Source organism: Burkholderia sp. Bp9012, assembly GCF_003853825.1.
Lineage (GTDB): Bacteria > Pseudomonadota > Gammaproteobacteria > Burkholderiales > Burkholderiaceae > Burkholderia > Burkholderia diffusa.
Genome location: NZ_QTQA01000006.1, coordinates 20,011 through 45,766 on the forward strand (window position 1 = coordinate 20,011; position 25,756 = coordinate 45,766).

19 protein-coding genes, 1 pseudogene and 1 riboswitch are annotated in these 25,756 nt (G+C 69.4%); of the genes and pseudogenes, 12 read left to right on the forward strand and 8 right to left on the reverse strand.

The genetic code is table 11. The features are described 5' to 3' along the window. The first annotated feature begins 30 nt into the window (after positions 1 to 30). The 6 genes from DIE11_RS09690 (at position 31) to DIE11_RS09715 (ending at position 6,161) form a co-directional block, all read left to right on the forward strand. Positions 31 to 1,059 carry an ABC transporter substrate-binding protein gene (locus tag DIE11_RS09690; protein WP_124623192.1) on the forward strand — a complete coding sequence of 343 codons (1,029 nt, stop codon included), beginning with the start codon at positions 31 to 33 and terminating at the stop codon, positions 1,057 to 1,059. A 16-nt stretch (positions 1,060 to 1,075) separates the two neighbouring features. After that, positions 1,076 to 1,900: an ABC transporter permease gene (locus tag DIE11_RS09695; protein ID WP_059603465.1), complete on the forward strand. Its 825-nt coding sequence runs from the start codon at positions 1,076 to 1,078 to the stop codon at positions 1,898 to 1,900. A gap of 10 nt (positions 1,901 to 1,910) precedes the next feature. Beyond that, positions 1,911 to 2,807 (forward strand): ABC transporter permease, encoded by an 897-nt coding sequence (locus tag DIE11_RS09700; protein WP_124623195.1) that lies wholly within the window; start codon positions 1,911 to 1,913, stop codon positions 2,805 to 2,807. Positions 2,808 to 2,831: 24 nt separating this feature from the next. Then, positions 2,832 to 3,863, forward strand: coding sequence for an ABC transporter ATP-binding protein (locus DIE11_RS09705; protein WP_124623196.1), 1,032 nt, complete (start codon positions 2,832 to 2,834; stop codon positions 3,861 to 3,863). Positions 3,864 to 3,905: 42 nt separating this feature from the next. Next, positions 3,906 to 4,730 carry a phosphodiesterase gene (locus DIE11_RS09710; protein WP_124623199.1) on the forward strand — a complete coding sequence of 275 codons (825 nt, stop codon included), beginning with the start codon at positions 3,906 to 3,908 and terminating at the stop codon, positions 4,728 to 4,730. 240 nt (positions 4,731 to 4,970) lie between these two features. After that, on the forward strand, positions 4,971 to 6,161 hold the full coding sequence (locus DIE11_RS09715; RefSeq protein WP_124623200.1) for an MFS transporter: 1,191 nt from the start codon (positions 4,971 to 4,973) through the stop codon (positions 6,159 to 6,161). Between the two features lie 21 nt (positions 6,162 to 6,182). Here DIE11_RS09715 and DIE11_RS09720 read toward each other — a convergent pair whose 3' ends face one another. Next, positions 6,183 to 7,364 carry an EamA family transporter gene (locus DIE11_RS09720; protein ID WP_059603453.1) on the reverse strand — a complete coding sequence of 394 codons (1,182 nt, stop codon included), beginning with the start codon at positions 7,362 to 7,364 and terminating at the stop codon, positions 6,183 to 6,185. Positions 7,365 to 7,779: 415 nt separating this feature from the next. Here DIE11_RS09720 and DIE11_RS09730 point away from each other — a divergent pair. Further along, positions 7,780 to 7,944: pseudogene (locus tag DIE11_RS09730) on the forward strand (XRE family transcriptional regulator); the annotation flags it as partial. A 53-nt stretch (positions 7,945 to 7,997) separates the two neighbouring features. Here DIE11_RS09730 and DIE11_RS09735 read toward each other — a convergent pair. The 3 genes from DIE11_RS09735 to DIE11_RS09745 form a co-directional block, all read right to left on the reverse strand. Then, positions 7,998 to 8,786: a molybdopterin-dependent oxidoreductase gene (locus DIE11_RS09735; protein ID WP_059603447.1), complete on the reverse strand. Its 789-nt coding sequence runs from the start codon at positions 8,784 to 8,786 to the stop codon at positions 7,998 to 8,000. Between the two features lie 29 nt (positions 8,787 to 8,815). Then, positions 8,816 to 9,448, reverse strand: a complete 633-nt coding sequence (locus DIE11_RS09740) for a cytochrome b/b6 domain-containing protein (RefSeq protein ID WP_124623204.1) — start codon at positions 9,446 to 9,448, stop codon at positions 8,816 to 8,818. An 88-nt stretch (positions 9,449 to 9,536) separates the two neighbouring features. Next, on the reverse strand, positions 9,537 to 9,788 hold the full coding sequence (locus DIE11_RS09745; RefSeq protein ID WP_059603444.1) for a pentapeptide MXKDX repeat protein: 252 nt from the start codon (positions 9,786 to 9,788) through the stop codon (positions 9,537 to 9,539). A gap of 278 nt (positions 9,789 to 10,066) precedes the next feature. Beyond that, positions 10,067 to 10,183: riboswitch (TPP riboswitch) on the forward strand. A 124-nt stretch (positions 10,184 to 10,307) separates the two neighbouring features. Here DIE11_RS09745 and thiC point away from each other — a divergent pair. From thiC to DIE11_RS09775, 5 genes are all read left to right on the forward strand, one after another. Next, positions 10,308 to 12,239, forward strand: coding sequence for a phosphomethylpyrimidine synthase ThiC (gene thiC, locus DIE11_RS09750; protein ID WP_059603441.1), 1,932 nt, complete (start codon positions 10,308 to 10,310; stop codon positions 12,237 to 12,239). 268 nt (positions 12,240 to 12,507) lie between these two features. Beyond that, the gene (locus tag DIE11_RS09755) at positions 12,508 to 12,723 is read left to right on the forward strand and encodes a glycine zipper 2TM domain-containing protein (RefSeq protein ID WP_059449419.1); all 216 of its coding nucleotides are present in this window, start codon (positions 12,508 to 12,510) and stop codon (positions 12,721 to 12,723) included. 210 nt (positions 12,724 to 12,933) lie between these two features. Beyond that, on the forward strand, positions 12,934 to 13,182 hold the full coding sequence (locus tag DIE11_RS09760; protein ID WP_059603438.1) for a hypothetical protein: 249 nt from the start codon (positions 12,934 to 12,936) through the stop codon (positions 13,180 to 13,182). 146 nt (positions 13,183 to 13,328) lie between these two features. Further along, the gene (locus DIE11_RS09765) at positions 13,329 to 14,255 is read left to right on the forward strand and encodes a DMT family transporter (RefSeq protein ID WP_124623206.1); all 927 of its coding nucleotides are present in this window, start codon (positions 13,329 to 13,331) and stop codon (positions 14,253 to 14,255) included. A gap of 448 nt (positions 14,256 to 14,703) precedes the next feature. After that, on the forward strand, positions 14,704 to 15,984 hold the full coding sequence (locus DIE11_RS09775) for an EAL domain-containing protein (RefSeq protein WP_059603432.1): 1,281 nt from the start codon (positions 14,704 to 14,706) through the stop codon (positions 15,982 to 15,984). A 55-nt stretch (positions 15,985 to 16,039) separates the two neighbouring features. Here the strand turns inward: DIE11_RS09775 and arfB are convergent, their stop codons facing one another. The 4 genes from arfB to recC are packed head-to-tail and all read right to left on the reverse strand — an operon-like array spanning position 16,040 to position 25,747. Continuing rightward, positions 16,040 to 16,444, reverse strand: a complete 405-nt coding sequence (gene arfB / locus DIE11_RS09780; protein ID WP_059603429.1) for an alternative ribosome rescue aminoacyl-tRNA hydrolase ArfB — start codon at positions 16,442 to 16,444, stop codon at positions 16,040 to 16,042. Continuing rightward, on the reverse strand, positions 16,441 to 18,705 hold the full coding sequence (locus tag DIE11_RS09785; protein ID WP_124623208.1) for an AAA family ATPase: 2,265 nt from the start codon (positions 18,703 to 18,705) through the stop codon (positions 16,441 to 16,443). The genes arfB and DIE11_RS09785 overlap by 4 nt, the downstream gene beginning before the upstream one ends. Then, positions 18,702 to 22,412 (reverse strand): exodeoxyribonuclease V subunit beta, encoded by a 3,711-nt coding sequence (recB, locus tag DIE11_RS09790; protein WP_124623210.1) that lies wholly within the window; start codon positions 22,410 to 22,412, stop codon positions 18,702 to 18,704. The genes DIE11_RS09785 and recB overlap by 4 nt, the downstream gene beginning before the upstream one ends. Continuing rightward, entirely contained in the window at positions 22,409 to 25,747 is a 3,339-nt protein-coding gene (recC, locus tag DIE11_RS09795; RefSeq protein ID WP_124623212.1) for an exodeoxyribonuclease V subunit gamma, read from the reverse strand. Before recC ends, recB begins: the two co-directional genes overlap by 4 nt. Positions 25,748 to 25,756 lie beyond the last annotated feature (9 nt).

Sequence of the window (25,756 nt, forward strand, 5' to 3'; positions counted from 1 at the left end):
ACATACCCTTACCCTGCCCGGAGACCCACCGTGTCCTTTCGCCTGACCTCGCTGCTGCGCGTGCTCGCGGCACCCATCGCCTGCGCCGCGCTCGTCGCGTTCGCACCCGCCGCCCACGCCGACGAAACCGCGATCTGCTACAACTGCCCGCCCGAATGGGCAGACTGGGCCGCGCAGATCGCGGCGATCAAGCAGAAGACCGGCATCCGCGTGCCGTTCGACAACAAGAACTCGGGCCAGGCGATCGCGCAGCTGATCGCCGAGCAGAAGAGCCCGGTCGCCGACGTCGTCTATCTCGGCGTGTCGTCGGCGTTCCAGGCGAAGGACAAGGACGTGATCGCGCCGTACAAGCCCGCGCACTGGAACGACATCCCCGCGAACCTGAAAGACCCGCAGGGCTACTGGTTCGCGATCCACTCGGGCACGCTCGGCTTCTTCGTGAACAAGGACGCGCTCGACGGCAAGCCGGTTCCGCGCTCGTGGGCCGACCTGCTGAAGCCCGAATACAAGGGGATGGTCGGCTACCTCGATCCGTCGAGCGCGTTCGTCGGCTATGCGGGCGCGGTCGCCGTCAACCAGGCGCTCGGCGGCAGCTTCGACAACTTCAAGCCGGCGCTCGACTGGTTCCGCAAGCTGAAGGCCAACGCGCCTATCGTGCCGAAGCAGACCGCGTATGCGCGCGTGCTGTCCGGCGAGATTCCGATCCTGCTCGACTACGACTTCGACGCGTATCGCGCGAAGTACAAGGATCACGCGAACGTCGAGTTCGTGATTCCGAAGGAAGGCACGATCGCGGTGCCGTACGTGATGAGCCTCGTCAAGGGCGCGCCGCACGATGCGAACGGCAGGAAGGTGCTCGACTTCGTGCTGTCCGACGAAGGCCAGAAGCTGTGGGCCAACGCATACCTGCGTCCGGTGCGCGCGCAGACGCTCGGCGCCGACGTCGCCGCGAAGTTCCTGCCGGCGAGCGAATATGCGCGGGCGAAATCGGTCGACTTCGGCAAGATGGCCGCCGGTCAGCAGGCGTTCGGCCAACAATACCTGCAGGTGATGCAGTAAGCGCCGGACACAAGCCATGCTCGACCTGACTTTCCCGCTGCGCTGGCGCGTCGCGCTCGTCGCGCCAGCGCTCGCGGTGTTCGCCGCGTTCTGGCTGCTGCCGATGGCGGCACTCGTGCAGGTGTCCGCCGACGGCGCGTTCTTCACGCAGTACGCGACGCTGCTCGGCAACGCGCGTTACATGAAGAGCCTCGGTGAAACGGTTGCGTTGTCGGCCGGCGTCACGCTCGCGACGCTCGCGCTGTCGACGATCTCGGGCCTGCTGCTGGCGCGCCGCGAATTCGCCGGCAAGCGCGTGCTGCTCGCGCTGCTCACCTTTCCGCTCGCGTTCCCGGGCGTCGTGGTCGGCTTCATGGTGATCATGCTCGCCGGCAGGCAAGGGCTGATCGGGATGCTGTCCGCGAAGCTGACCGGCGACAAGTGGGTCTTCGCGTATTCGGTTGCGGGGCTGTTCGTCGGCTACCTGTACTTCTCGATTCCGCGCGTGATCGTCACGGTGATCGCGGCCGCGTCGAAGCTCGACGCGTCGCTCGAGGAAGCCGCGCGCTCGCTCGGCGCGTCGCCGTGGCGCATCTTCGTCGACATCGTGCTGCCGGCGCTCGCGCCAGGCCTGATCGCGGCCGGCGCGATCTGCTTCGCGACCGCGATGGGCGCGTTCGGCACCGCCTTCACGCTCGCCACCGACCTGAACGTGCTGCCGATGACGATCTACACCGAGTTCACGCTGAACGCGAACATCGCGACGGCGGCCGGCCTGTCGATCGTGCTCGGCATCGTCACCTGGGCCGTGCTCGCGCTCGCGCGCCGCTTCACCGGCCACACCGCCGCCGCCGCGGCCTGAGGATTTCTTCATGCAATCGCTTTCCGGTTCGTCGGCGCCGTCGCCGGCACCCGCCCCGTCGCATGCGCACGGCGCCGCACGGCGCGCGCCGCGCGTGTCGGGCGCGCGTGCGATCGCCGCGCTGCAATGGGGCGTCACGCTGCTGCTATGCGCGTTCCTGATCGTGCCCGTCGTGATGTCGGTGCTCGCGGGCCTCACCGTCAACTATTTCCGCGGGCTGTCGAGCGGCCTCACGCTGCGCTGGCTCGAACAGGTATGGCAGCAATACCAGGGTTCGGTCGCGCTGTCGCTCGGCGTCGCGTTCGCGACGCTCGCGATCGTGCTCGTCGTCGGCGTGCCGGCCGGCTATGCGCTCGCACGCAGCAAGAACCGCGTCGCCCGCGTGATCGAGGAAGCGCTCGTGCTGCCGGTCGCGCTGCCGGGCCTCGCCTCGGCGCTCGCGCTGCTGGTCGTGTACGGCGGCTTCACCGCGTTCCGGATGAGCCTGTGGTTCATCGTCGTCGGCCACGTCGTGTTCACGCTGCCGTTCATGGTGCGCGCGGTCGCGGCGGTTGCCGCCGGTGCCGACCTGTGCACGCTCGAGGAAGGCGCGGCGAGCCTCGGCGCGTCGTTCGTCACGCGCTTCGTCACGATCGTGCTGCCGAACCTGCGCCCCGGCATCGTCGCGGGCGCGCTCGCGGTGCTCACGCTGTCGATCGGCGAATTCAACCTGACGTGGATGCTGCATACGCCCGACACGAAGACGCTGCCCGTCGGGCTCGCCGACACCTACGCATCGCTGCGCCTCGAGGTCGGCAGCGCCTACACGATCGTGTTCCTGCTGATGACGCTGCCGCTTCTCGTCGCGATGCAGTGGCTCGGCGTCGATCCGTCCGGCACGCGCGCGCTGAAGCGTCGCCCGCGCTGACCCTGCGTTGACTTTCCCGCTCCCATGAAACTCGATTCCACTCCCATCACCCTGACCCGCTGCGCGAAGACGTTCCGCGGCACGCGCGTGCTCGAACCGCTCGACCTGTCGATCGGCGCGGGCGAGACGCTCGTGCTGCTCGGCCCGTCGGGCTGCGGCAAGACGACGACGTTGCGCCTTATCGCCGGCCTCGACACGCCGGACGCCGGCGGCACGATCCTGTTCGGCGGCGACGACGTGACCGCGCTTCCGATCGAGCGCCGCCAGGTCGGCATGGTGTTCCAGAACTACGCGCTGTTCCCGAACCTGACGGTGCGCGGCAACGTCGGCTACGGACTGAAGATCCGCAAGACGCAGCCGCGCGCGCTGCGCGAACGCGTCGACGAATTGCTCGCGATGATGCGGCTCGACGCGCATGCGGACAAACCGGTCGATCAGTTGTCGGGCGGCCAGCGCCAGCGTGTCGCGCTGGCGCGCGCGCTCGCGGTGCGCCCGCGCGTGCTGCTGCTCGACGAGCCGCTGACCGCGCTCGACGCGAAGCTGCGCGACGTGCTGCGCCGCGAGATGAATACGCTGCTGCGCGACCTCGGTGTAACGACCGTGTACGTCACGCACGACCAGGCCGAGGCGATGGAGCTCGGCGACCGGATCGTCGTGATGGGCGCGGGCCGCATCGAGCAGATCGGCACGCCGCGCGACATCTATTACCGGCCGGCGAACCGCACGGTCGCGCAGTTCATCGGCACGCTGAACCGGCTTGCGGGACAATGGCGGGACGGCGCGCTCGTGACGACCGGCGGCTCGATCGTCACGCCGCACGCCGCCGACGAGTGGTTCTTCCGCCCGGAGGATGCGCAGCTCGCCGATCCCGCGCATGCGCCGCTGCGCGGCGCGATCGGCGCGTGCGCGTTCCTTGGCGAGCGCACGCGGCTCACGATCGAGCATGCGGCGCCCGACGCGCTCGTCATCGACGTGCCGGGCCGCATCGAGCTCGCGCGCGGCACGGCGGTCGGCCTCACGATCGCGGCGGAGGGCCTGATCGCACTCGCCGCGTGAGTAACACCGCCCAACGATAACCAGACATTCCGAGGAACGACGATGCTGCTTGCTCAAATCAGCGATCTCCACATCAAGCGTCCGGGCCAGCTCGCGTACCGGCGCGTCGACACCGCCGCCGCGCTCGCGCGCTGCATCGCGAGGCTGAACGCGCTGGTGCCGCGTCCCGACGCGGTGCTCGTCACGGGCGACCTGACCGACTTCGGCCACGACGACGAATACCGCCATCTGCGTGACCTGCTCGCGCCGCTCGAGATTCCCTATTACCTGATGGTCGGCAATCACGACGATCGCGCGGGGCTGCGCCGCGCGTTCGCCGATCGCCCCGAATTGCAGGACGGCGAATTCGTGCAGTACGCACTCGACGTCGGCGCCGTGCGCGTGCTCGCGCTCGATTCGCAGGTGCCCGGCGCCAGCCACGGCGACCTGTGCGACGCGCGGCTCGCGTGGCTCGCCGCGCAGCTCGACGCCGCGCGCGACCGGCCGGTGATCGTCGCGCTGCACCATCCACCGTTCGCATCCGGGATCGGGCACATGGACGCGCTGCGCCTCGCGCCCGCCGCCGCCGCGAAACTCGATGCGCTGCTGCGCGGCCATCCGAACGTGGAACGCGTGCTGTGCGGCCACGTGCACCGGACGATGTTCACGCGCTTCGGCGGCACGCTTGCGTCGGCCGTGCCGGCGCCCGCGCACCAGGTCGCGTTCGACCTGCGCGCGGACGCCCCGTCTGCGTTCCGGCTCGAGCCGCCCGCGTTCGCGGTCCACGTGCATACGCCGGAAGGGGGAATGATGTCCCATCACGTGTACGTGGACGAAGGCGACGGGCCTTATCCGTTCTATGAACCGAGCGGCGAACTGGTCGACTGAAGGCGCGCGTCGCTCGCGATGACGGGCGGCTGCGGGCGGTCGCGGCCCGTTCGGCGGATCGCGACCGATAGCGACCGATAGCGACGGAAAGCGGCCCGTCACGCCCTGGCCGTGCCGCCCGATCGCCTGGCGGCACGGCCGGCAGGATTCACCGTGCTCCGGTATGATCGGCACCCTCGATCGGCGCGCGGCCGACGCCGTGCCCCGCGCCCAGCCGCCCAACTTCGTTCCGTTGCCGCCATGTCCACCGACCGTCCGACCGACGCCGCCTCGCCCCACTATTCGCGCAGCCTGCTGTTGCTGCTCGCGACGATCGCGGGCGTATCGGTCGCGAACATCTATTACAACCAGCCGCTACTCGACAGCTTTCGCTCGGCCTTTCCCGACGGCGCGTCATGGATCGGCGCGGTGCCGACCGCGACGCAGCTCGGCTACGCGGCCGGCATGTTCCTGCTCGCGCCGCTCGGCGACCGTTTCGATCGCCGCGGGCTGATCCTGATGCAGATCGCGGGCCTGTCGATCGCGCTGATCGTGGCCGCGACCGCGCAATCGCTGGCGGTGCTCGCCGGCGCGAGCCTCGCGATCGGCGTGCTCGCGACGATCGCGCAGCAGGCCGTGCCGTTCGCGGCCGAAATCGCGCCGCCGGCCGAGCGCGGGCATGCGGTCGGCACCGTGATGAGCGGCCTGCTGCTCGGCATCCTGCTGGCGCGCACGGCGGCCGGCTTCGTCGCCGAATATTTCGGCTGGCGGGCGGTGTTCGGTGCATCGGTCGCAGCGCTCGTCGCGCTGGCCGCGGTGATCGTGCTGCGACTGCCGCGCAGTTCGCCGACGTCGACGCTGCCGTACGGCAAGCTGCTCGGTTCGATGTGGCACCTCGTGGTCGAACTGCGCGGGCTGCGCGAGGCATCGCTGACCGGCGCCGCGCTGTTCGCCGCGTTCAGCGCGTTCTGGCCGGTGCTCACGCTGCTGCTCGCCGGCGCGCCGTTCCACCTCGGCCCGCAGGCCGCAGGTCTCTTCGGGATCGTCGGCGCGGCGGGTGCGCTGGCCGCGCCATACGCGGGACGTTTCGCGGACAAGCGCGGCCCGCGCGCGATCATCTCGCTCGCGATCGCACTGCTCGCGGCGTCGTTCGTGATTTTCGCGCTGTCGGGGACGAGCCTCGTCGGGCTCGTGATCGGCGTGATCGTGCTGGATGTCGGCGTGCAGGCCGCGCAGATCTCGAACCAGTCGCGCATCTATGCGCTGAAGCCCGAGGCGCGCAGCCGCGTGAACACCGTGTACATGGTGTGCTACTTCATTGGCGGCGCGCTCGGCTCGTCGGCCGGCGTCGCCGCGTGGCACGCGTTCGGCTGGACCGGCATGTGCGCGGCCGGCCTGCTGTTTGCCGCGCTCGCCGGCTGGTCCCACCATCGCGGCGCACGGCGCGGCTGAACGCCGCCCCGCGCGCCGGCGTCACGCGTCGGCGCGAGACGCGGCCGGTTCGTCGGCCGGTGGAAGCGTGAATGCCGGGGCGGGATCCATGACCGCGGCCGGGTCCACGACGGCAGCCGGTACCGGCACCGCAAGCGATACCGCGGAAGGCGCGAGGATCGGTGCCGGGTCCGGCATCGCGGCCTGATCCGGTGCGGACGCCGCACCCGCCGCTGATTCGACGGCCACGGTTGCCGCGGCCGATGAAGCGTCGGCCGCCGCGCGCGCCGCGGGCCGGCGCGCGGGATCGAACACGAACGACAGCCCGACGCTGCCGAGAATCGCGACGGTCGCGACCACGGTCGCCGTCGTCACGGGCTCGCCGAGCATCAGCGCGCCGAGCGCGACCGCGACGATCGGGTTCACGTACATGCAGCTGCTCGCGATGATCGGGCTCGTATGGCGAATCAGGTAGCCGTACGCGACGTACGCGGCCATCGTGCAGAACACCATCAGGTAGACGAACGCGAACACCGGACCGACCGCGACCTGCTCGATGCGCTCGCCCATCAGCCACGCGGCGATCGTGGACATCAACCCGCCCAGGCCGATCTGCAGCGATGTCGACAGAAACAGGTCCGACGGCAGCTTGAGCCGCGTCGCGAGATGCGCGCCGCCCGCCCAGAACAGCGCGCCGGCGAGCACGCAGATCGTGCCGAGCGCCGAGTTCGCGGCGGCCGCGCCGCCCGAATTCAGCACGACGATGCCGACCATCCCGAGCGCGACGGCCGCCCACTCGCCCTTCGTCACCGGACGCCCGGCCACCGCCGCGATCACGGTCGCGAAAAGCGGCACGGTCGCGACCATCACCGCGGCCGAGCCGCTGCTGACCGTGCGCATCCCGAGCGCAATGGTGCCGGACGACAGCGCGACCAGCATCGTGCCGACGATCGCCGAATTGCGGATTTCCAGCAGCGTCGGCCATTCGGGCTTGCGACGCAGCGCGAAGATGAACAGACCGATCCCGCCGAGCAGGTTGCGCAGCCCCGACAGCAGCAGCGGCGGGAACGACTGCAGCGCGAAATGCAGGCCGCTGTAGGTCGAGCCCCAGACGAAATAGATGAATACCAGGGCCAGAGCGACACGGCCGCCGCGGCTTTGCGGCAGGCGGATCCGGATCGGCAGGCGGGCGAGGAAATCGAGGAGGCGGTCGAGCGGCGTCATCGTTCAGCTCGCCCGCACGACGTGTCGCGTGCTCCGCTGAAAGACGCCGGCAATGCCGGCAAACGGCCCTGACGGGACCAGGAAGGCGGAGACGAACGTGCGGAACGACATGGCAGTGCGAACGGCGACGAATAAGGACCGGCAAGCGGCGGCAGAGGGTCGAAAACACGCGCGCAGACGGCTTTGGCCGCGCACGCTCGGCATTATGGCATCAAGGATTCGAAAGCATCATCGGACCCGTCTGAAAGGATATCGACTGACGTTTCGGCGCGACATTTTTCGGCATCCGGACGAACGGGAATCCGGGGCCGGATATGCGCTGCGCGGACGTCGCGCGGGCCGCACGGCGCTATCGTGCGTTGACGATCGGGAAGAAACGATGACCGACGGATGCGATACGCATGTCCGTGACGCCAGCGAGGGCCAGCCGGCCGAAGCCGCGAAGCAGCTGGATGTCACTCAGCCGCGCGGGTCCGACCTGCTGCGCGGCAAGATCAACCGGTTCGAGTTCGACGCGCTCGTGAACATGGCGGCGGCGGTCGGCCTGCGCGTCGATCTGCAGGTACGCGAATCCGCCTGACGCACCCGTGAAGCACCCGTGAAGCACGGCGGTGCGGGGCCGCGCCCCGCCGCTCACGATCCGCCGAACCAGTTGTACCCCTGATCGACCCAGTAGCCGCCCGGGTAGGTATCGGTCACGAAGATTTCCATGATGTGCTTCGGATTCTTGTAGCCGAGCTTGGTCGGCATCCGCAGCTTCATCGGAAAGCCGAATTCGGGCGGCAGGCGACGGCCGTCGTAGTCGAATGCGAGCAGCGTCTGCGGATGCAGCGCGGTCGGCATGTCGATGCTTTCGTAGTAATCGTCCGCGCATTTGAAGCCGACGTATTTCGCGTGCGTATCGGCGCCGACGCGTGCCAGAAACGCGCCGAACGGCGTGCCGCCCCAGCGGCCGATCGCGCTCCACCCTTCCACGCAGATGTGCCGCGTGATCTGCTCCGCGTGCGGCAGCGCATACAGCTCGTCGAGCGTCCACACGCGCTTGCCCGTCACCCGGCCCGACAGCACGAGCTGGTACGTCGACGCGTCGACGTGCGGCACGTCGTCGATGCCGTAATACGCGTTGAACGGGAACGGCCGCGTGATGTCGGCCTCGGTATAGGTCGGCGCGAGCCGCTCGCCGCTGAACAGCCAGGCCTGCACGCGATCGTTCATGCGCGACACCTTCTCGAGGAACGCGTTGACCGATGCGTCGTCCTGCAGCGTGCAGCCGGTCAGCATCGTCAGGCCGCCGAGCGTCAGCACGCGCCGGTTGAAGAGGCGCCGCGACGGCATCTCGAGTTCGCGGCGCACATCGAGCTCGAGCGACTTGCGGTCGAGCGTCCAGCTCGGCTGACCGCGGTTGTTTCCGGATTCCGACATGATGGGTTCCTTCGCCTGCGGCGTGCGGGTCAGCGACCGCGCAGCATCGCGAGCAGCGAGCGCGGCACCAGCAGCGCCATCGCGACGTGTACGACGAAAAATGCGACGAGCAGCGACATCGCCCAGAAGTGCACGACGCGCGCGTTGTCGTAACCGCCGAACAACTCGCGCAGCAGCGGAAACTGCACGGACTTCCAGATCGTGAGCCCCGACAGCACCAGCACGATCAGATCGACGATCGCGGTCAGGTATGCGGCACGCTGCACCGCGTTGTAGACGCTCAGGTCGTCGTGCGACAACCGGCCGCCCAGCGCCGCGCGCACGTCGCGCCATATCGACGCCGGCGTGACGGGCAGCATCTTGCGCGCGAGGCGGCCCGTCGCGATCGACATCGCGAGGTAGAACAGCCCGTTGCAGACCAGCAGCCACATCGCCGCGAAATGCCATTGGAGCGCGCCGCCCAGCCAGCCGCCGAGCGTGATGCCGTGCGCGAACGTGAACGGCGGATAGATCGGCGACGCATCGTAGATGCGCCAGCCGGACAGTGCCATCAGGATCGCCGCGAGCGCGTTGAGCCAGTGGCTCACGCGCACCCACAGCGGATGAATCTTGCGGGCGGGCGGCGTGGCTGCCGTGCGCCCGGCAGCGGGAACGGTTTGCATGATGAAGACTCCCGAAACGTTGCGGCGGTGCGCGATGCGCGGGCGGCCTCGTGTACCGCATGCGCGGGCCGCGCCCCGCCCGCGTCGGTCAGTTCGACGGTGCCATCTTGTCGCCCGACATCGACTTGCCCATCGCGTCGTGCGACATCGCGTCCTTCTTCATCGCGTGCTTCTTCATGGCGCCTTTCTTCATCGCCCCATCCTTCGCCATCGCGTCGTGGCCCATCGCATCCTTCGACATCGACGAGCCTTCCTTCGACATCGCGTCGTTCTGCGCATACGCACCCGTTGCGGCCATGGCGAAACCGGCGACACACGCTGCGATCAGTACTTTTTTCATGACATCTCTCCGAAACATGGGTTTGAGGAGACGAATAGACGGAGGACGTCGCGGGATATGACAGCCGTTTCGAAAATATTTTTTTGGGGCTGCCAGAAGTGCCGCAATGCTGCGCCGCGCCGTCGTTGTCAGCCGCTCTGCAGGGCCGTGCGGCGGTGTCATGCATCGCGGCTTGCGCGGCTGGCGCGGCTGGCGCGCCGCCCGCAATGCTGCAACTGCACCGCGGCAACCGATCTGCCACCGGTTGAAACCGCCGCGAAGCCAGTGTATCGTGTGCGCTGCTAACGCGGGGGTCCTGCAATGCGTTCGGTCAAACAACCGGCATTGCGGGTGAGAAATACCCTTTGAACCTGATCTGGATAATGCCAGCGCAGGGAAGCGTACGGATTTCGCCGCCATCCTTCTGACGAAATCCGCCGCCTCACCAAGCCTCGTCTCCTGCTTAGCTCGAGCCCCACATTCGTCAAGGGCTCCGGGCAAGCGCCGTGGCGCCTGTCCGGCGCTCACACAGGAGATTGCATGAACGCCAATCCGAAGTTTCTGTCCGCGGACGCCCATGTCGACGCCGCTGCCGTCGCCCCGCTGCCCAATTCGCGAAAGGTTTATGTAACCGGCTCGCAGCCCGACATCCGCGTGCCGATGCGTGAAATCACGCAGGCCGACACCCCGACCGGCTTCGGCGGCGAAAAGAACCCGCCGATCTACGTGTACGACACGTCGGGCCCCTACACCGATCCGGACGCGAAGATCGACATCCGCGCCGGCCTGCCGGCACTGCGCCAGCGCTGGATCGAAGCGCGCGGCGACACCGAGGTGCTCGACGGCCTGTCGAGCCGGTACGGCCTCGAGCGCGCGGCCGACCCGGCCACCGCCGACCTGCGTTTCCCGGGCCTGCACCGCAACCCGCGCCGCGCGCAAGCCGGCAAGAACGTCACGCAGATGCACTACGCGCGCCAGGGCATCATCACGCCGGAAATGGAATACATCGCGATCCGCGAGAACCAGCGCCGCGCCGAGTACATCGAGAGCCTGAAGTCGAGCGGCCCGAACGGCGCGAAGCTCGCCGCGATGATGGGCCGCCAGCACCCGGGCCAGGCGTTCGGTGCCGCGGCCTTCGGCGCGAACGCGCTCGCCGAGATCACCCCCGAGTTCGTGCGTGACGAAGTCGCGCGCGGCCGCGCGATCATCCCCGCGAACATCAACCACCCGGAATCCGAGCCGATGATCATCGGCCGCAACTTCCTCGTGAAGATCAACGCGAACATCGGCAACTCGGCCGTCACGTCGTCGATCGGCGAGGAAGTCGACAAGATGACGTGGGCGATCCGCTGGGGCGGCGACACGGTGATGGACCTGTCGACCGGCAAGCACATCCACGAAACGCGCGAGTGGATCATCCGCAACAGCCCGGTGCCGATCGGCACGGTGCCGATCTACCAGGCGCTCGAAAAGGTCAACGGCAAGGCGGAGGACCTGACCTGGGAAATCTTCCGCGACACGCTGATCGAACAGGCCGAGCAAGGTGTCGACTACTTCACGATCCACGCGGGCGTGCGCCTGCAGTACGTGCCGCTCACCGCGAACCGGATGACGGGCATCGTGTCGCGCGGCGGCTCGATCATGGCGAAGTGGTGCCTCGCGCATCACAAGGAAAGCTTCCTGTACGAACACTTCGAAGAGATCTGCGAGATCATGAAGGCGTACGACGTGAGCTTCTCCCTCGGTGACGGCCTGCGTCCCGGCTCGATCTACGACGCGAACGACGAAGCGCAGCTCGGCGAACTGAAGACGCTCGGCGAGCTCACGCAGATCGCGTGGAAGCACGACGTGCAGGTGATGATCGAAGGCCCCGGCCACGTGCCGATGCAGTTGATCAAGGAGAACATGGATCTCCAGCTCGACTGGTGCAAGGAAGCGCCGTTCTATACGCTCGGGCCGCTGACCACCGACATCGCACCGGGCTACGACCACATCACGTCGGGCATCGGCGCCGCGATGATCGGCTGGTTCGGCACCGCGATGCTGTGCTACGTGACGCCGAAGGAGCACCTCGGGCTGCCGAACAAGGACGACGTGAAGGAAGGGATCATCACGTACAAGCTCGCCGCGCACGCGGCCGACCTGGCCAAGGGTCACCCCGGCGCGCAGGTGCGCGACAACGCGCTGTCGAAGGCACGTTTCGAGTTCCGCTGGGAAGACCAGTTCAACATCGGCCTCGACCCGGACAAGGCGCGCGAATTCCACGACGAGACGCTGCCGAAGGATTCGGCGAAGGTCGCGCACTTCTGCTCGATGTGCGGCCCGCACTTCTGCTCGATGAAGATCACGCAGGACGTGCGCGAGTTCGCGGCGCAGCAGGGCGTGTCGGAAACCGAGGCGCTGAAGAAGGGGATGGAAGTCAAGGCGGTCGAGTTCGTGAAGACCGGCGCCGAGATCTATCACCGTCAGTAAGTCGGCAAGCGAACGCGGCGGTCCGCACGGACCGCTTCGCTTCGTGAAGCACGGCAGAAAGCCCGCTTTCGAGCGGGCTTTTTTGCGCGCACGCATCCCGCGCACGCATCCCGTGTACCCGCCGGCGCACGGGAAACAATTGATTACGAAACCGCTCGAGCCTTAACAAGTCCTTACAACCGCCGCGCGGAACGACGCGTAGATTGATTGCATGCGCGGCCGTCAGGCGGTCGCGCGACCTCCGTTCACTACCACAAGGACAACGATCATGAACCATTCGATTCGGCGTTTTGGGGTATGCGCGCTGCTCGTCGCGACGGTGGCCAGCCTCTCGGCCTGTGATTCGATGACACGACGCCAGCGCGATACCGCGATTGGTGCGGGTGTCGGCGGCGTCGCCGGCGCGGCGATCGGCGGCAACGCGCTGTCGACGCTGGGCGGCGCGGCAGCCGGCGGCATCATCGGCAACCAGGTCGGCAAATAAGCCGGCCGGCTTATCCGGCTGCCGCGCGGCGCGCGGCAAGCTCCGGCCTGACGGCGTTTCCGCACGGCGGAAACGCCGTTTTTCACATGCGGCGCCGCAACACGCCGCAGCGGCCCGGAAATGATCCGTTACCGTTTAGCGCATCTTGTCATCCCCGGGCGGCCTAAGCTTTAAGCATCTGCCGATTGCCGGCTCCGCCGGAGAGACATCATGAACAGGACCCTCGTCGCCGCGGCGCTCGCGTGCACGACGCTCGCCGGCTGTTACTACCCTTACGGCTACTATCCGTCCGGCTATTACACGGCGGCGCCGGTGCAGCCCGCGCCCGTCTATGTCGATCCGGGCCCCGCGTACTACTATCCGGCCCCCGCCTATGCCCCGGCCTGGGGTGGCTACTGGGGCCCCGCGGTGTCGCTCAATTTCGGCTTCGGTGGACGCGGCGGCTGGCGCCATCATTGAACGGCCGCCCAGGCCGGCCGTCCGGCCGGTTCGCGTCGGGGGCGAGCGCATTTCCCGGTTCTTGCCGTTTCATCCGATCGTGAAACGACGGCACGGGAGCGCGGTGTAAGATTCTCCGCATCCCGTCCCCTCGCCCGCCACGCTCGATGTCACCCAAGAACGCCTTTCTGCTGACCGTCCTCGCTGCCCTGTGGGGCGCGTCGTTCCTGTTCATCCGGATCGGCGTCGCCGACTTCGGTGTCGCGCCGCTGATGGCGCTGCGCGTGGGAATCGGCGCGCTGTTTCTCGCAGGCTTCGCGCTGACGCGCTTCAAGCCCGCCGAGCTCGGCGCGCAGCTACGCCGTCGCGCGTGGCCGTTGTTCGTCGTTGGCGCGCTGAACTCGGGCATCCCGTTCTGCCTGTTCGCGTTCGCCGAACTGACGCTGTCGGCCGGCGTGACGTCGGTGATCAACGCGACGACGCCGCTGTGGGGCGCGCTCGTCGCCTATGTTTGGCTGAAGGACAAGCTGTCGCTGCCGCGCGCGCTCGGCCTCGTGATCGGCTTTGCCGGCGTCCTCACGCTCGTGTGGGATCAGATCGCGAACGCGCACGGCAGCACCGGCGCCAACGCGACCGCGCTCGCCGCCGCCGCCGCGCTCGGCGCGACGCTGCTGTACGGCATCGCGGCCAACTACACGAAACGCACGCTCAGCGGCGTCGATCCGCTCGTCAACGCGACCGGCAGCATGATCGGCTCGACCGTGCTGCTGCTGCCGTTCGCGATCGCGACCTGGCCCGCGGCAGCCGTCGGCGCGCATGCATGGGGCGCCGTGCTCGCGCTCGGCATCGCCTGCACGGGGATCGCGTATTTCATCTTCTTCTACCTGATCGCGCATGTCGGCCCGGCCCGCGCGATTACGGTGACGTTCGTGATCCCGGTGTTCGGCCTGCTATGGGGCGCGCTGTTCCTCGGCGAACACGTATCGGTCGTGATGATCGAAGGCTGCGCGATCGTGCTCGTCGGCACCGCGCTTGCCACCGGCGTGATCAAGCGGATTCCCGGGCTCCGCCCACGCGGCGGCGAAGCGGCCTGAGCGGCGGGCAGGGCCGGCACCCCGCCGGTGCGGGCTCCCCGCGACGCGCCGGCCGCCGATCCTCGAGCGCCGCGCGTCGGCCGGTGCGCGACGGCGCATGTCGAGTTTCGCCTGATGCCGATGCAGCCGCCCGGCTTTGCCGCTCTCCCGCTCTCCCGGATTCTTCGCACGCGATGCACGCGGCACACGCGACGCTGTCGCCGCATACGCGACCGGTGGCCCTTGCGTGTCGCGCTCCCGGGCGGAATGCCCCGTCCAGCCGTCGGTGTAGCGTTTGCGTCTGGAGTTACCCTGATACGCGCGCCGCGCCATTCCCGTTACACTCGGATCACTCATCCGCAGAAGGCGGTTACGATGCACCACGTTCTCTCGCGTCCACCTGTGCGTGCGACGGTTTCTGCGTGGCGCGCACGATACCGCCCCCCGATCGCCCCAGGGCATCGTTGACATGAAGCCCTCCCGCGACCTCTCGCTCGATTCCCTGCTCGAACGCCTCACGCCGACGCCCAGCGGCTGGATCGCCACGTATCGCGAGACGACGCTGCGCAGTGTGTTTCAACCCGTGCTGTCGATCACGCACAAGCGCGTGGTCGGCTATGAAGCGCTACTGCGCGTCGTGGACGAGAACGGCACGCTGGTTTCGCCGGTCGCGCTGTTCGACAGGACGCGTGCCGCTGCCGACGCGTTGCTGCTCGACCGGCTCGCTCGCTGCCTGCATACGGCGAACTTCGTTGCGCAAGGCATCGGCGACGGCTGGCTGTTCCTGAACGTGACGCCGCGCGTGCTCGATTCGGGCCTCGTGCAGCGCGAATTCGTCGAGGCGCTGTGCCGTCATTTCGCGCTGCCGCCGAACCGCATCGTGCTGGAAGTCGTCGAGCAGCCGGCGCGCGATGAAGCCGCGCTCGCCCGCACGATCGACATGATCCAGCATCGGGACTTCCTGATCGCGATCGACGATTTCGGCACCGGGTTCTCGAATTTCGACCGCGTGTGGCGCGCACGGCCCGATATCGTCAAGCTCGATCGATCGCTCGTCGAACGCGCGAACGCGTCGGCCGACGATCGCCGCATCATGCATCACCTGGTATCGATGCTCCATCAGGCCGGCGCGATGGTGCTCGCCGAGGGTGTCGAAAGCGACGATGCGCTGCAGACGCTGATGGAGGCCGATATCGATTTCGTCCAGGGCTTCCAGTTCGGCCAGCCCGATGCGTCGATCGCGCACGCGAGCGCCGCGGCGCCCGCGATGCTCGACGCCGCGTGGCAACGCTTTATCGCCCGTCGGCATACGCCAGCGATCGCCGAGCAGCCAGGCTTCGACGCGATCGAGCGGCTCGTGCTCGCCGGCGCGGCCGCATTTTCCGCGAGCGGCAGCCTGCAGGACGCCGCGCAGCGCGTATTCGTGGTGCCGGCCGCGCGCCGGGTGTTCGTCACGGACGAGATCGGCGAACAGTTCCTGCCGTCGATCGGCGCGCGTCCCGAGGACGGCCAGACGAGCGGCACGCGGCTCTCGCCGCTGTTCCCGGAGACGCACAGCAACTGGTCGCGGCGACCGTACTTCCAGCGCGCGATCGCGGCACCAGGGCGCGTCGCGCTAATGGGTCCGCACTTCTCGCTGACCGAAGGCCGCGATTGCTACACCGCAGCCGTCGCGATTCGCGCGCAAAACCGTCTCGTCGTGTTCTGCGTCGACTTCGTGCTCGACAGTGCGGGCACCGTGATGCGGTAGCGCGTATTGCCGCACGACGCCGCCCGCCATGCCGGCCGGTCGGCCTTTTCTTTCGTCAGTCGATCACCTTCCCTCTTCCGGACTTCACCACGCTGCGGCGCGACTTGTGTTCGAGCCGCCGCTCCTTCGATGCGCGTGTCGGCCGTGTCGCGACCCGCGCACGCGGCGTGTACGCGACGCTGCCGATCAACGCATCGAGCCGCGCGAGTGCTGCGTCGCGGTTTTTCTCCTGGGTGCGGTATTCCTGTGACTTGATCACGACGATGCCGTCGCGCGTGATGCGCTGGTCGGACAGCGCGAGAAGCCGTTCCTTGATGACGGGCGGCAGCGACGACGCGCGGATGTCGAAACGCAGGTGAATCGCGCTCGACACCTTGTTGACGTTCTGGCCGCCGGCACCCTGCGCGCGCACGGCAGTCCATTCGACTTCGGCCGGATCGAGCGTGTAGCGGATCATCATCGCGACGTCTCCTTGCGGCGCCGCGCGAGCGCCTCGTCGACGCGGGCCGCGAGGCCCGAATCGCGTTGCGTACGTGTCGCGACTGCCTGCGCCAGCACGCGCCGCGGGCCGATCACCTGCACGCGCGTGCGCGCACGCGTGACGGCGGTGTAGACGAGTTCGCGCGTGAGCACACGGCTGAACGACGCCGGCAGCACGAGCGCGGCCTCGTCGAATTCGGAGCCCTGCGACTTGTGGACGGTCAGCGCAAACGCCGTCTCATGCGGCGGCAGCGCCGCGGGCGACACGGCGCGCGCGGTGCCGTCCGCGCGGCGGAACCATACGCGCAGCACGCCGTGCGCGTCCGGCAACGCGATGCCTATGTCGCCGTTGAACAGCCCGAGCGCATAGTCATTGCGCGTCACCATGATCGGCCGCCCGGTGAACCAGTGTGCGCCGACCGCGAGCGGCACGCGCACGGCATGCCGCACGTGCGTGGCCACCAGTGCATTGACGTGCTCGGCGCCGCGTGAGCCGGTGCGCGTCGCGCACAGGATCCGGAAGCGGTTGAGCGCATCGAACAACGGCAACGGATCGGGCTGCGGCCCGGACAACGCGGTGCGCAACGCATCGATGTACGCACCGAACCGGCGCGCGAGCCGCTCGACCGTCGACGCCGCAAGCGTCTCGCCCGTGTCGTCGTGAAACGACGCGGCAGCGGCATCGTCAGCCGGCAACGCGTCGAGCGCGCCCTGCACGTCGCCGCGGCGGATCGCGAGCGACAGGCGGCCGATTGGCGAATCGAGACCGAAGCGGTAATTGCGTTCGAGCCACACGACGCAGTCTGCGAGCGGTGCGGGTGACGGGGCGGCGATGTCATCGGCTCGCGTTGCAGTGGTCGACACCCGTGTTGCCGCCCCTCCCGCATGGGCCGGATCGATCGGCGCGAGCTCGACCGCGTCGAGCCACGCGAGTTCGTCGGCTTCGATCCATGCAGGATCGGTGGCTACGGAGGTGCCTTCGAGGCCGGCGGGTGCAGGTGACGACGAAGCCGCCGGGGAAACCACTTCGTCCTGCGGGTCGTCATCGAACAACGACGCCTGGCGCGTATCCACGTTGCGCCGCGCCGATGGCTTGCGCGCCCCGTTCGCCGACAATGGCGCGGACGCCGGGGGTTGGGCCGCAACAGCAACCACCCCCGCCGCCTCGCCGTCCGGCACCGGCAAAGCCGCGACGAAAGCCGCTTCGTCGATCCCGAGCGCATCCGCGATGCGCGTGCGCGCAGCGGCGGTGAACGTCGGCCGGGCGCTGAGTTCGGCGAACACGGCGCCGGCCTCGACCGCAGCAAGCTGATCCTTGTCGCCGAGCAGCACGAGCCGGGCGCCCGGCGCGAGCGCATCGAGCAGATGCGCGGCGAGCGCGACGTCGATCATCGACGCCTCGTCGACCACGATCAGGTCGTACGGCAACGGATTGTCGCGATGATGGCGGAAGCCCGCCGCCCCGCCGCCGCCGAGCAGGCGATGCAGCGTGTACGACGTCTCGGGCAGGCGCGCGGCAAGTTCCGGCGGCAGGTCGCCCGCCCGCGCGTGCAGCGCTTCCTGCATCCGCTGCGCAGCCTTGCCGGTGGGTGCCGCCAGCGCGATGCGCAATCCCGGCTGCGCGTCGAGCAAACAAGCCAGCACGCCGACGACGGTCGTCGTCTTGCCGGTGCCGGGGCCGCCGCTGACGATCGTCACGCGTCCTGTCAGCGCAACGATCGCCGCGACGCGCTGCCAGTCCACTTCGCCCGTCGCGGGCCCGAAGTAACGGACGAGACTGTCGCGCAACCGGTCGGGCGACAGCACGTCGCCCGGTGCGGCGACGCCGGCCTGCGCGACGAGCGCATCGGCGAGCCGACGTTCGTAGTCGAAATAACGCGACAGATACAGATGGTCGTGCCGGTCGACGATCAGCGGCCGCTCGTCGCCGCGCGCGAGCGTGCCGAAGGCCACCACGCCGCTCGCGGCAAGCGCCGCGCGCACGTCGTCGACCGGTTCCTCGTAGCGCTGCGCGAGCGCGCCGAGCGACACGCATACGTGGCCGCCCGCGGTCGCCCGGCTCGTCGCAAACGCGGCACGCGCCGCCCAGCGCGCAGCCGCGGCCGGCGCACCCGCGCGGCGCGACAGGTCGCCGATGCGCCGCGCGAATCCTTCCGCGAGCGCGATGCCGAAATCAGCCGGCTCGGGCAGGCGCGCAACGAGGCCGCCGGTGAATTCGAGCGTATCGTCGGACACGTTCATGCGCGGCCCCCTTCCATCATCCGGTCGAGCGCGTCGACGAGTTCGCGCGCGGGCCGCCGCGCATGCACGCCGGCCGGTTCGCCGGCACTGCGCCAGTCCGGCCGCACCCCACGCACGAACAGGTACAGATAGCCCGCGATATGCGTGTCGTAGTCATAGTCGGGCAGCCGCCCGCGCAAATAGCGATGCAGCGCAACCGTATAGAGCAGCGCCTGCAGGTGATAGGCGTGATTGGCCATCGCGACGTCGAGCGCACGCGGGCCGTAAGCGTCCGGCGTATTGCCGAGATGGTTCGACTTCCAGTCGACGATCCAGAAGCGGCCGTCGTGTTCGACGATCATGTCGATGAAACCCTTGATGAAACCGGCGAGCACGCCCGCGTCCAGCGCAACGTCCGGATAGCCGTGCGCGACCAGCAGCCGACGCAGCGCGCCCAGCTCGAGCGATGGCGCCGGGAACAGGAAACCCATTTCGTCGAGCCGCTTGGCGGGATCGAGATCCGCGAGCCGCATGCCCGGCACGAGCTCCGTGCGCACGACATCGTCGACGAGCCGCGCCATCATCGCGGGCAGACGCGTCGCGAGTTCGGGCTCGGCCTCGACTGGCCGGTCATGCAGCGCGCCGAGCGCCGCCTGGTGCCACGAATCGGGCTCGGTGAATTGGCTGAGTTCGAACAGGCGGTGCAGACACTCGCCCGCTGCCGCGCCGCGCGGAAACATGAGGATATCGTCGTCCGGCGGCTCGACCTCGACCGCGACGGTGTCGGCCACGGCCAGCGCGCCGTCCGGCGCGACAGCGGCAAGCGCATCGTGATCGGGCCGCAGATCGTCGTCCGGCACGACCGCGACGCCCGCCTCCTCGCGCGCCATCGACGCGGTCAGCGAACTGAAGCTCGCCATCCGCCACGCGTCGCGCAGCACGCGCGTCGCATGGCGTGCGGCGAGCGTCTGCGATGCATCGTGGCCGGCAGCCAGCCGCTCACGGCGCGCCGGCAACGGCAACGGTGCAACGCTCACGGGCCCGCCCGCGAGCGCTTGCCACGCGGCGTCGAGCGCCGCCTCGTCGGGCGGCTCGTCGAGCCACGCGTCGAACGACTGGCCAGCCCCGGCCACGAGCCAGTTCAGCACGCTGCGCCGCGCCTCGCGGGTCGAGCGCGACGACAGATAAGGCCCGGCGACGAGATAGCACCGATAGACCGCGCGCGTGAGCGCCACGTAGACGAGCCGCGCGCGTTCCGCCGCCTGTTCGCGCAACGCCTGGCGCGCGGCATGCTCGGCTGCTTCGTCGTCGCACCCGTAATGCAGCACGGCGTCGCCCGCATCGTCGTGATACTCGCGCGCGTCGGGTAGCGCCGACGCGGGCGGCTCGCGCAGCCCCCCGTCGTTCAGGAACGGACAGAACACGACCGCATATTCGAGGCCCTTTGACTTATGCACGGTCACGATCTGCACGAGGTTGCGATCGGATTCGAGACGCAGTTGCGCTTCCTCGCCGCCGCCGTCGAGCCGTTGCGCGGCGAGCCAGCGCAGCGTCGGCGCGATGCCCGGCTGCGCGGACGCACGCGCCTGCGTCAATTCGGCCAGGTGGTTGATGTCGGTCACGCGGCGTTCGCCGTCGGCGCCGGCCATCAGCCGCTCGGCGATCCGCAGCTCGCGCGTGAACGTGCGCCACATCACCGCGAAGCCGCGTTCGCGCCACAACAGCCGATAGCGCGAGAAGCGCTCGACCCAGCTCATCGCGTCCGCACTGTCGGCCGCTGCGCGCGACACATCGCCGTCGCCCTGCTCCATCCGCCACAGCGCCCCCGCATCGAGGCCGAACCAGTCGGCGGCCAGCGCCGCACGCAAGCGCCGCAGGTCGCCCGGTGCATCGATCGCCGCAAGCACGCGCTCGAGCTGCTCCGCATCGCCGGTCGAAAACACGGACGCCTGCGCGAGCTCGACGCTGCCGATGCCCCACGTGGCGAGCACGCGTTTCACGAGGCTGCCCTGCCGGTGCGTCTGCACCAGCACCGCGACGTCGCCCGGCGACAGCGGCGTATCGCCGAGCCGCACATGTCCTTCGCGCGCGCCGCGCATCAGCCGGGCGATCTCGGCCGCACACGCCTGGGCGGCCTGTGCCTGCGCGTCGCGCTTGAGCAGCGTGCCGTCGCCGCCGGGGAGCGCCCAGATCCGGAAATCGCCGGATGGGCCAGGATCGGTTCCGTCGACGAATGGTGCGCGCACGCGCGTGCCGGCGCGCACCGCGTAATAGTCGAGCCCGTCGAGCACGAACGCACGCGGGTTCGACATGAAGAAGCGGTTGCACGCATCGACGATCGCCGGTGTCGAGCGCTGGTTGACCGCGAGCGTGTAGCACGCGCTCGCGCTTGCCCGCGCGGCGAGATACGTATGCAGATCCGCCGCGCGGAAGCTGTAAATGGCCTGCTTCGGATCGCCGACGAGAAAGAGCGGCCCGCCCGGTGCGAAGATCCTGTTGAAGATCGCGAACTGCAGCGGGTCCGTATCCTGGAATTCGTCGATCAGCGCGGCCGGATAGCGCGCGCGCAGCGTCTCGGCGAGCCACGGATGCGCGTGCAACGCGTGATACAGGTTCGCCAGCAGATCGTCGAACGACACGACGCGGCGCGTACGCTTGCGTTCGGCCAGCTCGCCCGGCGCTGTGTCGAGCCAGTCGGCGACCAGCGCGAGCCAGCGCGCGCGTTGCGCGGCCTCGGCGGCGGCCACCGCCGCTTCGAGCGCGTCGGCCACGTCGAAGAACGGGTGTTCGGGGGTCGCGCCGCCCTTTTTCGTCGCCTTCGCGAGCGCGGTGCGGGTGAGCTTGAGCGCCGCCTTCGGTATCGCGGCAGCCGCGTTGCCTTGCGCGAAATGCGCGGACCACGCGCCGAGCGCATCGGCAACCGCGTCGGGCTTGTGCGAACGCTGATTGAGCACGGGCTGCGCGGTGCGCAGCAATGCGTCGATCGCATCCCGATCGTCGGCCCACATCCGCGCGGCCTCCGCGAAGCATTCGACGGCAGCGGCCTCCGCCGATGCGTCCGGTTCGACGACGCCGTCCCAGCGCAGCGCGGCGAGCGGCTTCTTCAGCCGCCGCGCGAGCTGGGCGTCGAGCGCGGCCGGGCCCGCGCCCGAATCGACGAGCCACGTCGCGAAGCCGGGCCAGCGCGCGGCCATCGGCTCGACGCGCGTGCGCCAGAAGTCCGCCGCGAGCTCGAAGCGCAGCGCCGCATCGTCGGCCTGCATCTCGAACGCGAACGGCATCGCGGCCGCGAACGGCGCCTCCTGCAGCGCGCGCTGGCAGAACGCGTGGATCGTGTGGATCGCCGCTTGGTCGAATGAGCGCAGCGCTCGCCGGATCCGCTTCGCGGCGGTCTCGGGGTCGAGCGCGCCGGCTTCGCCGAGCGTCGTCTCGAGCAGGCGCGCGACGAACGGATCGCCGCCGTCGTCATCGGTATCGAGCGCATGCGCGAGTTGCGCCAGCCGCCCGCGGATCCGCTCGTGCAGTTCGGCCGTCGCCGCCTTCGTGAAGGTCACGACGAGGATTTCGTCCGCGCCGAGATCCTTCTCCAGCAGCAGGCGCACGTAAAGCGCGCAAATGTTCCAAGTCTTGCCGGTACCGGCCGACGCCTCGATCTGGTTGACGCCGTCGAGCGGACACGCGAACACGTCGAGTTCGAGCGCCGCCTGCAGCTGGGATGCGGCGCTCATGCGACCTCCTTCAGATGTTCCAGCATCGGCTCGAACACGAGCCGGGCGAGCGTGCCGAACGGCTCGTCGAGCGACGGATGCGCGCCGCGCCACGCGATCGCGATCGCCGGATCGTCGGCTTCGCTCACCACGCGCTCGTTGATCCAGACGCTCGCGGCCTTCGCCTCGCCGTCGGAAATGCGCGCCCACGCACTGCGCGGGAAGAACCGCAGCGGCATGCGCCGCCCCGCGCGAAACAGCGCGGCGAGCGGCGCGAGGCGCTCGAGCGGTGCCGCGACCGGCGTGAGTTCGAACGCGCCGCCGCTGCCGAACCACAGTGTGCGGCGCGGGCCGTCGGGCGCCACCGCGCAGTAGACGAGGTGCGCGAGCCACGCGGACAGGTAGTCGCGCGCGCTCGGCCGTGCATAGCGATAGATGATCTGGCCCGCCGGCGTCAGCCGGTTCAGCGTGCCGTGCAACTCGAGCGGCGCGCCCACCGCATCGCCCGACAGCATCGCGTCATCGGCACCGAACAGCGCCTGTTCGGTGTCGGGCCATGCAGGCGCGATCACGAGCGTGAATGGCCGCCGTTCCATGCCGTCGGCCAGCGCACGCCGCACGTTCGACGCAAGCTGCGTCATCGAGCCGAGCGCCTGATCGCGCCAGACGGCGCCTGTCGCGCCGCCCGGCAGCTCCGGGCTGGCGTCCGCGATACGCAGCGCGTGATCGTGCACGCCGCCTTCATCCGATTCGATCAGAAGCGGCAGCACGCGCTCGGCGAGCGCGTCGCTGCCCGCGAAGTCGAGTGCGAACGGCTCCGTATCGAGCAGTTCGGCCTGCGCGTCGGCCAGCACGATGCCGAGCCGCGCGCGCAGCAGCGCGCGGGCCGGATGCCGCCAGAAACGCTCGAATTCGCTGAACGCGACGGGCTCGACCGGCTCGGCCGGCAGCGGTTGCGCGAAGAACGGCTGCTCTTGCGTGGCATCGCGTGCGGCTTCGGCTGCCAGCAGTGCCGCGAGCGTCGCGCGCTCGGCGTCGTACGAAGCCAGTTCGCTGCCGGGCCGGAAATACTCGGCCGCGAACGGTTGCAGCGGATGTTCGACGACGAACGCGCGCCGCGCGGCATCGACAGCGTCCGGCGGGGCGTCCGCGCCGGCCGTGACGAGCGCGAGATGGTCGAGCAATTCGTCGACGAGCGCCGCGGGCGGCAACGGCGCGTTGTCGCGAATGCTGCGCCCCGTGTAGGCAATCAGCAGCCGGTCGCGCGCGGCGAGCAGCAGGTCGAGGAACAGGTTGCGTTCGTCATCGCGGCGCTGCCGGTCGCCGAGCTTCGGCAACACGGCCATCAGGTCGAACTCGTCCGCGCGAGCGAGGCTCGGCAGCACGCCGTCGTCCATGCCGAGCAGGCACACGACGCGGTATGGCAGCCCGCGCAGGCTCGTCAGCGACGAGAACGTGACGCCGCCCCACGGCACCCCGCCGCGCGCCGGATCGTCGAGCGCGGCTGCCAGCCCCGCGCGTACGACGGCCGCGGGCAAGGCTTCGTCGGGCGCGCCTTCCGTCATCGCGGCGAGCATCGCGTCGAGCGCGTCGCGCACACCCGACAGCGCATCGGCATACGCGGCACCCGAGTCGAAGAACCGCGCGAGCGTGTCGGCGAACAGTTCGCTCCAGGCGCGCGGCGTGTGCGCGTCGGCGAGTCGTCGCGAGAAGCCGTCGAGATCGTCCGTGAAGCGCGCGAGCCGGCCGAGCAGTTCGGCCTCGCTGCCGGTCGCCGCCTCGATCGGCAGCCACGCGCCGACCGGTGCCGCGCCTTCGGGCATCGCATAGCCGAGGAAGAGCCGCGCGAGCGCATCGGAAAACGTATGGCGCGGCGCAGGCACCGCCGCATCGTCGCTCACCGTCGGCGACAGCCCGCGCCGCGCGCCTGCGGCCGCGAGCCAGGTCTGAACCGTCTCGAGCGCGGTTGCGTCGATGCCGTAACGGGCCGCCACCGCGTCGACGCGCAGCCATTCGACCAACTCAGGCGCGCCGACCTGCCGCTCCGGCAACGCGAGCCATTCCAGCAGCACGCGCGCGACCGGGTTCGCCTGCGACGGCGGCAGGCCGGTGATCCGGTAAGGCACGCGCGCGCCGCCGGCGCCCGCCGTTCCGAACACGGCATCGATCAGTGGCCCGGCCGCCGCGAGATCGGCGACCGCCACGAGCACATCGGACGGCTGCAGTGTCGCGTCCGCATCGAACCACGCGAGCAGGCGGTCATGCAGCACCTCGAGCTGGCGCGCGAGGCTGTGGCACACGTGCACCTCGATCCCGCGCTCGGCCGGCGCTTCGCCGAGCTCGGCCTCCGGTTGCAGGTCGAGGATGGCGTTCTGCACGCGCGCGAGCCAGGTCGGCGCGGGATTCCCGACGAAACGCGACGCATCGCCTGACGCGGCGCTTTCAGTCAGTTCGTGCAGCATGTGCAGCTGCGCCTGCGTCTGCCGGCCCCACTCCGCGAGCAGGGGATGGCCGACTTCCTGATAGTCGAGCCGGCCGGCCGCATCGAGCGCTTCGGCATGCGCGGCGGTGACGATGTCGAACCAGAATTCGCGGCACGGATTGAGCGCATAGACGCGCACGTCGATCCAGCGCGACAGCTCCCGCAGCAACGCGACGTGCAGCGGCGGCATCGTCGGCAGCGCGAACACGCTGACCGATTCCGGCCAGTCGGCACGCGCGACGGTCTCGAGATCGAGGTTGCGCGCCTCCACGAGGAAGCGATGCGCGGGTGGCGTGCCGCTGTCGCTCAGCTCCGCGAGCAGCGCACGCCACAGCGCCGCCTGCCAGTGCTCGTCGTCCCGTGCGGCATCGCTGATTCCGCGCGGCGCGGCGTCGCCCGCGAGCACCGACTCGCCGGCCTGCCATGCGGCCAGCCATTCGGGCCGATAGGTCAGGTAATGATCGAGCACGGCCGCGACGCGCTGTGCGAGCTCGTAGCGCATCGCGTCGTCGGACGCCGACAGATACGCAGCCAGCCGTGGCGACGCGAGCCACGGCGCGCTGCCCGCGCCCTGTGCGAACAGCCGGTAGCAGCGCCACACGAGGCGATCGGGTGCGAACGGCGAGCGCGCGGGCACCGTCAGCACGCGGCCGATCTGCGCCCACAGCCACTGCGCGAGATACGTGAACTCGACGTTCGCGCACACGCCGTGGCGCGCGGCGATGTCGAGTTCCAGACGGCGGCGAAGCGCCGCGCTCGGTACGATGACCTGTTGCGGCGCCCACGGGCCGTTGCGGGCCGGGAACGCGGCCAGGTCGTCGAGCAGCGCGTCGGCCAGCGTTTCGTGACGGTTCGAATAGAAGAGATGGAGCATGAAGCGGGT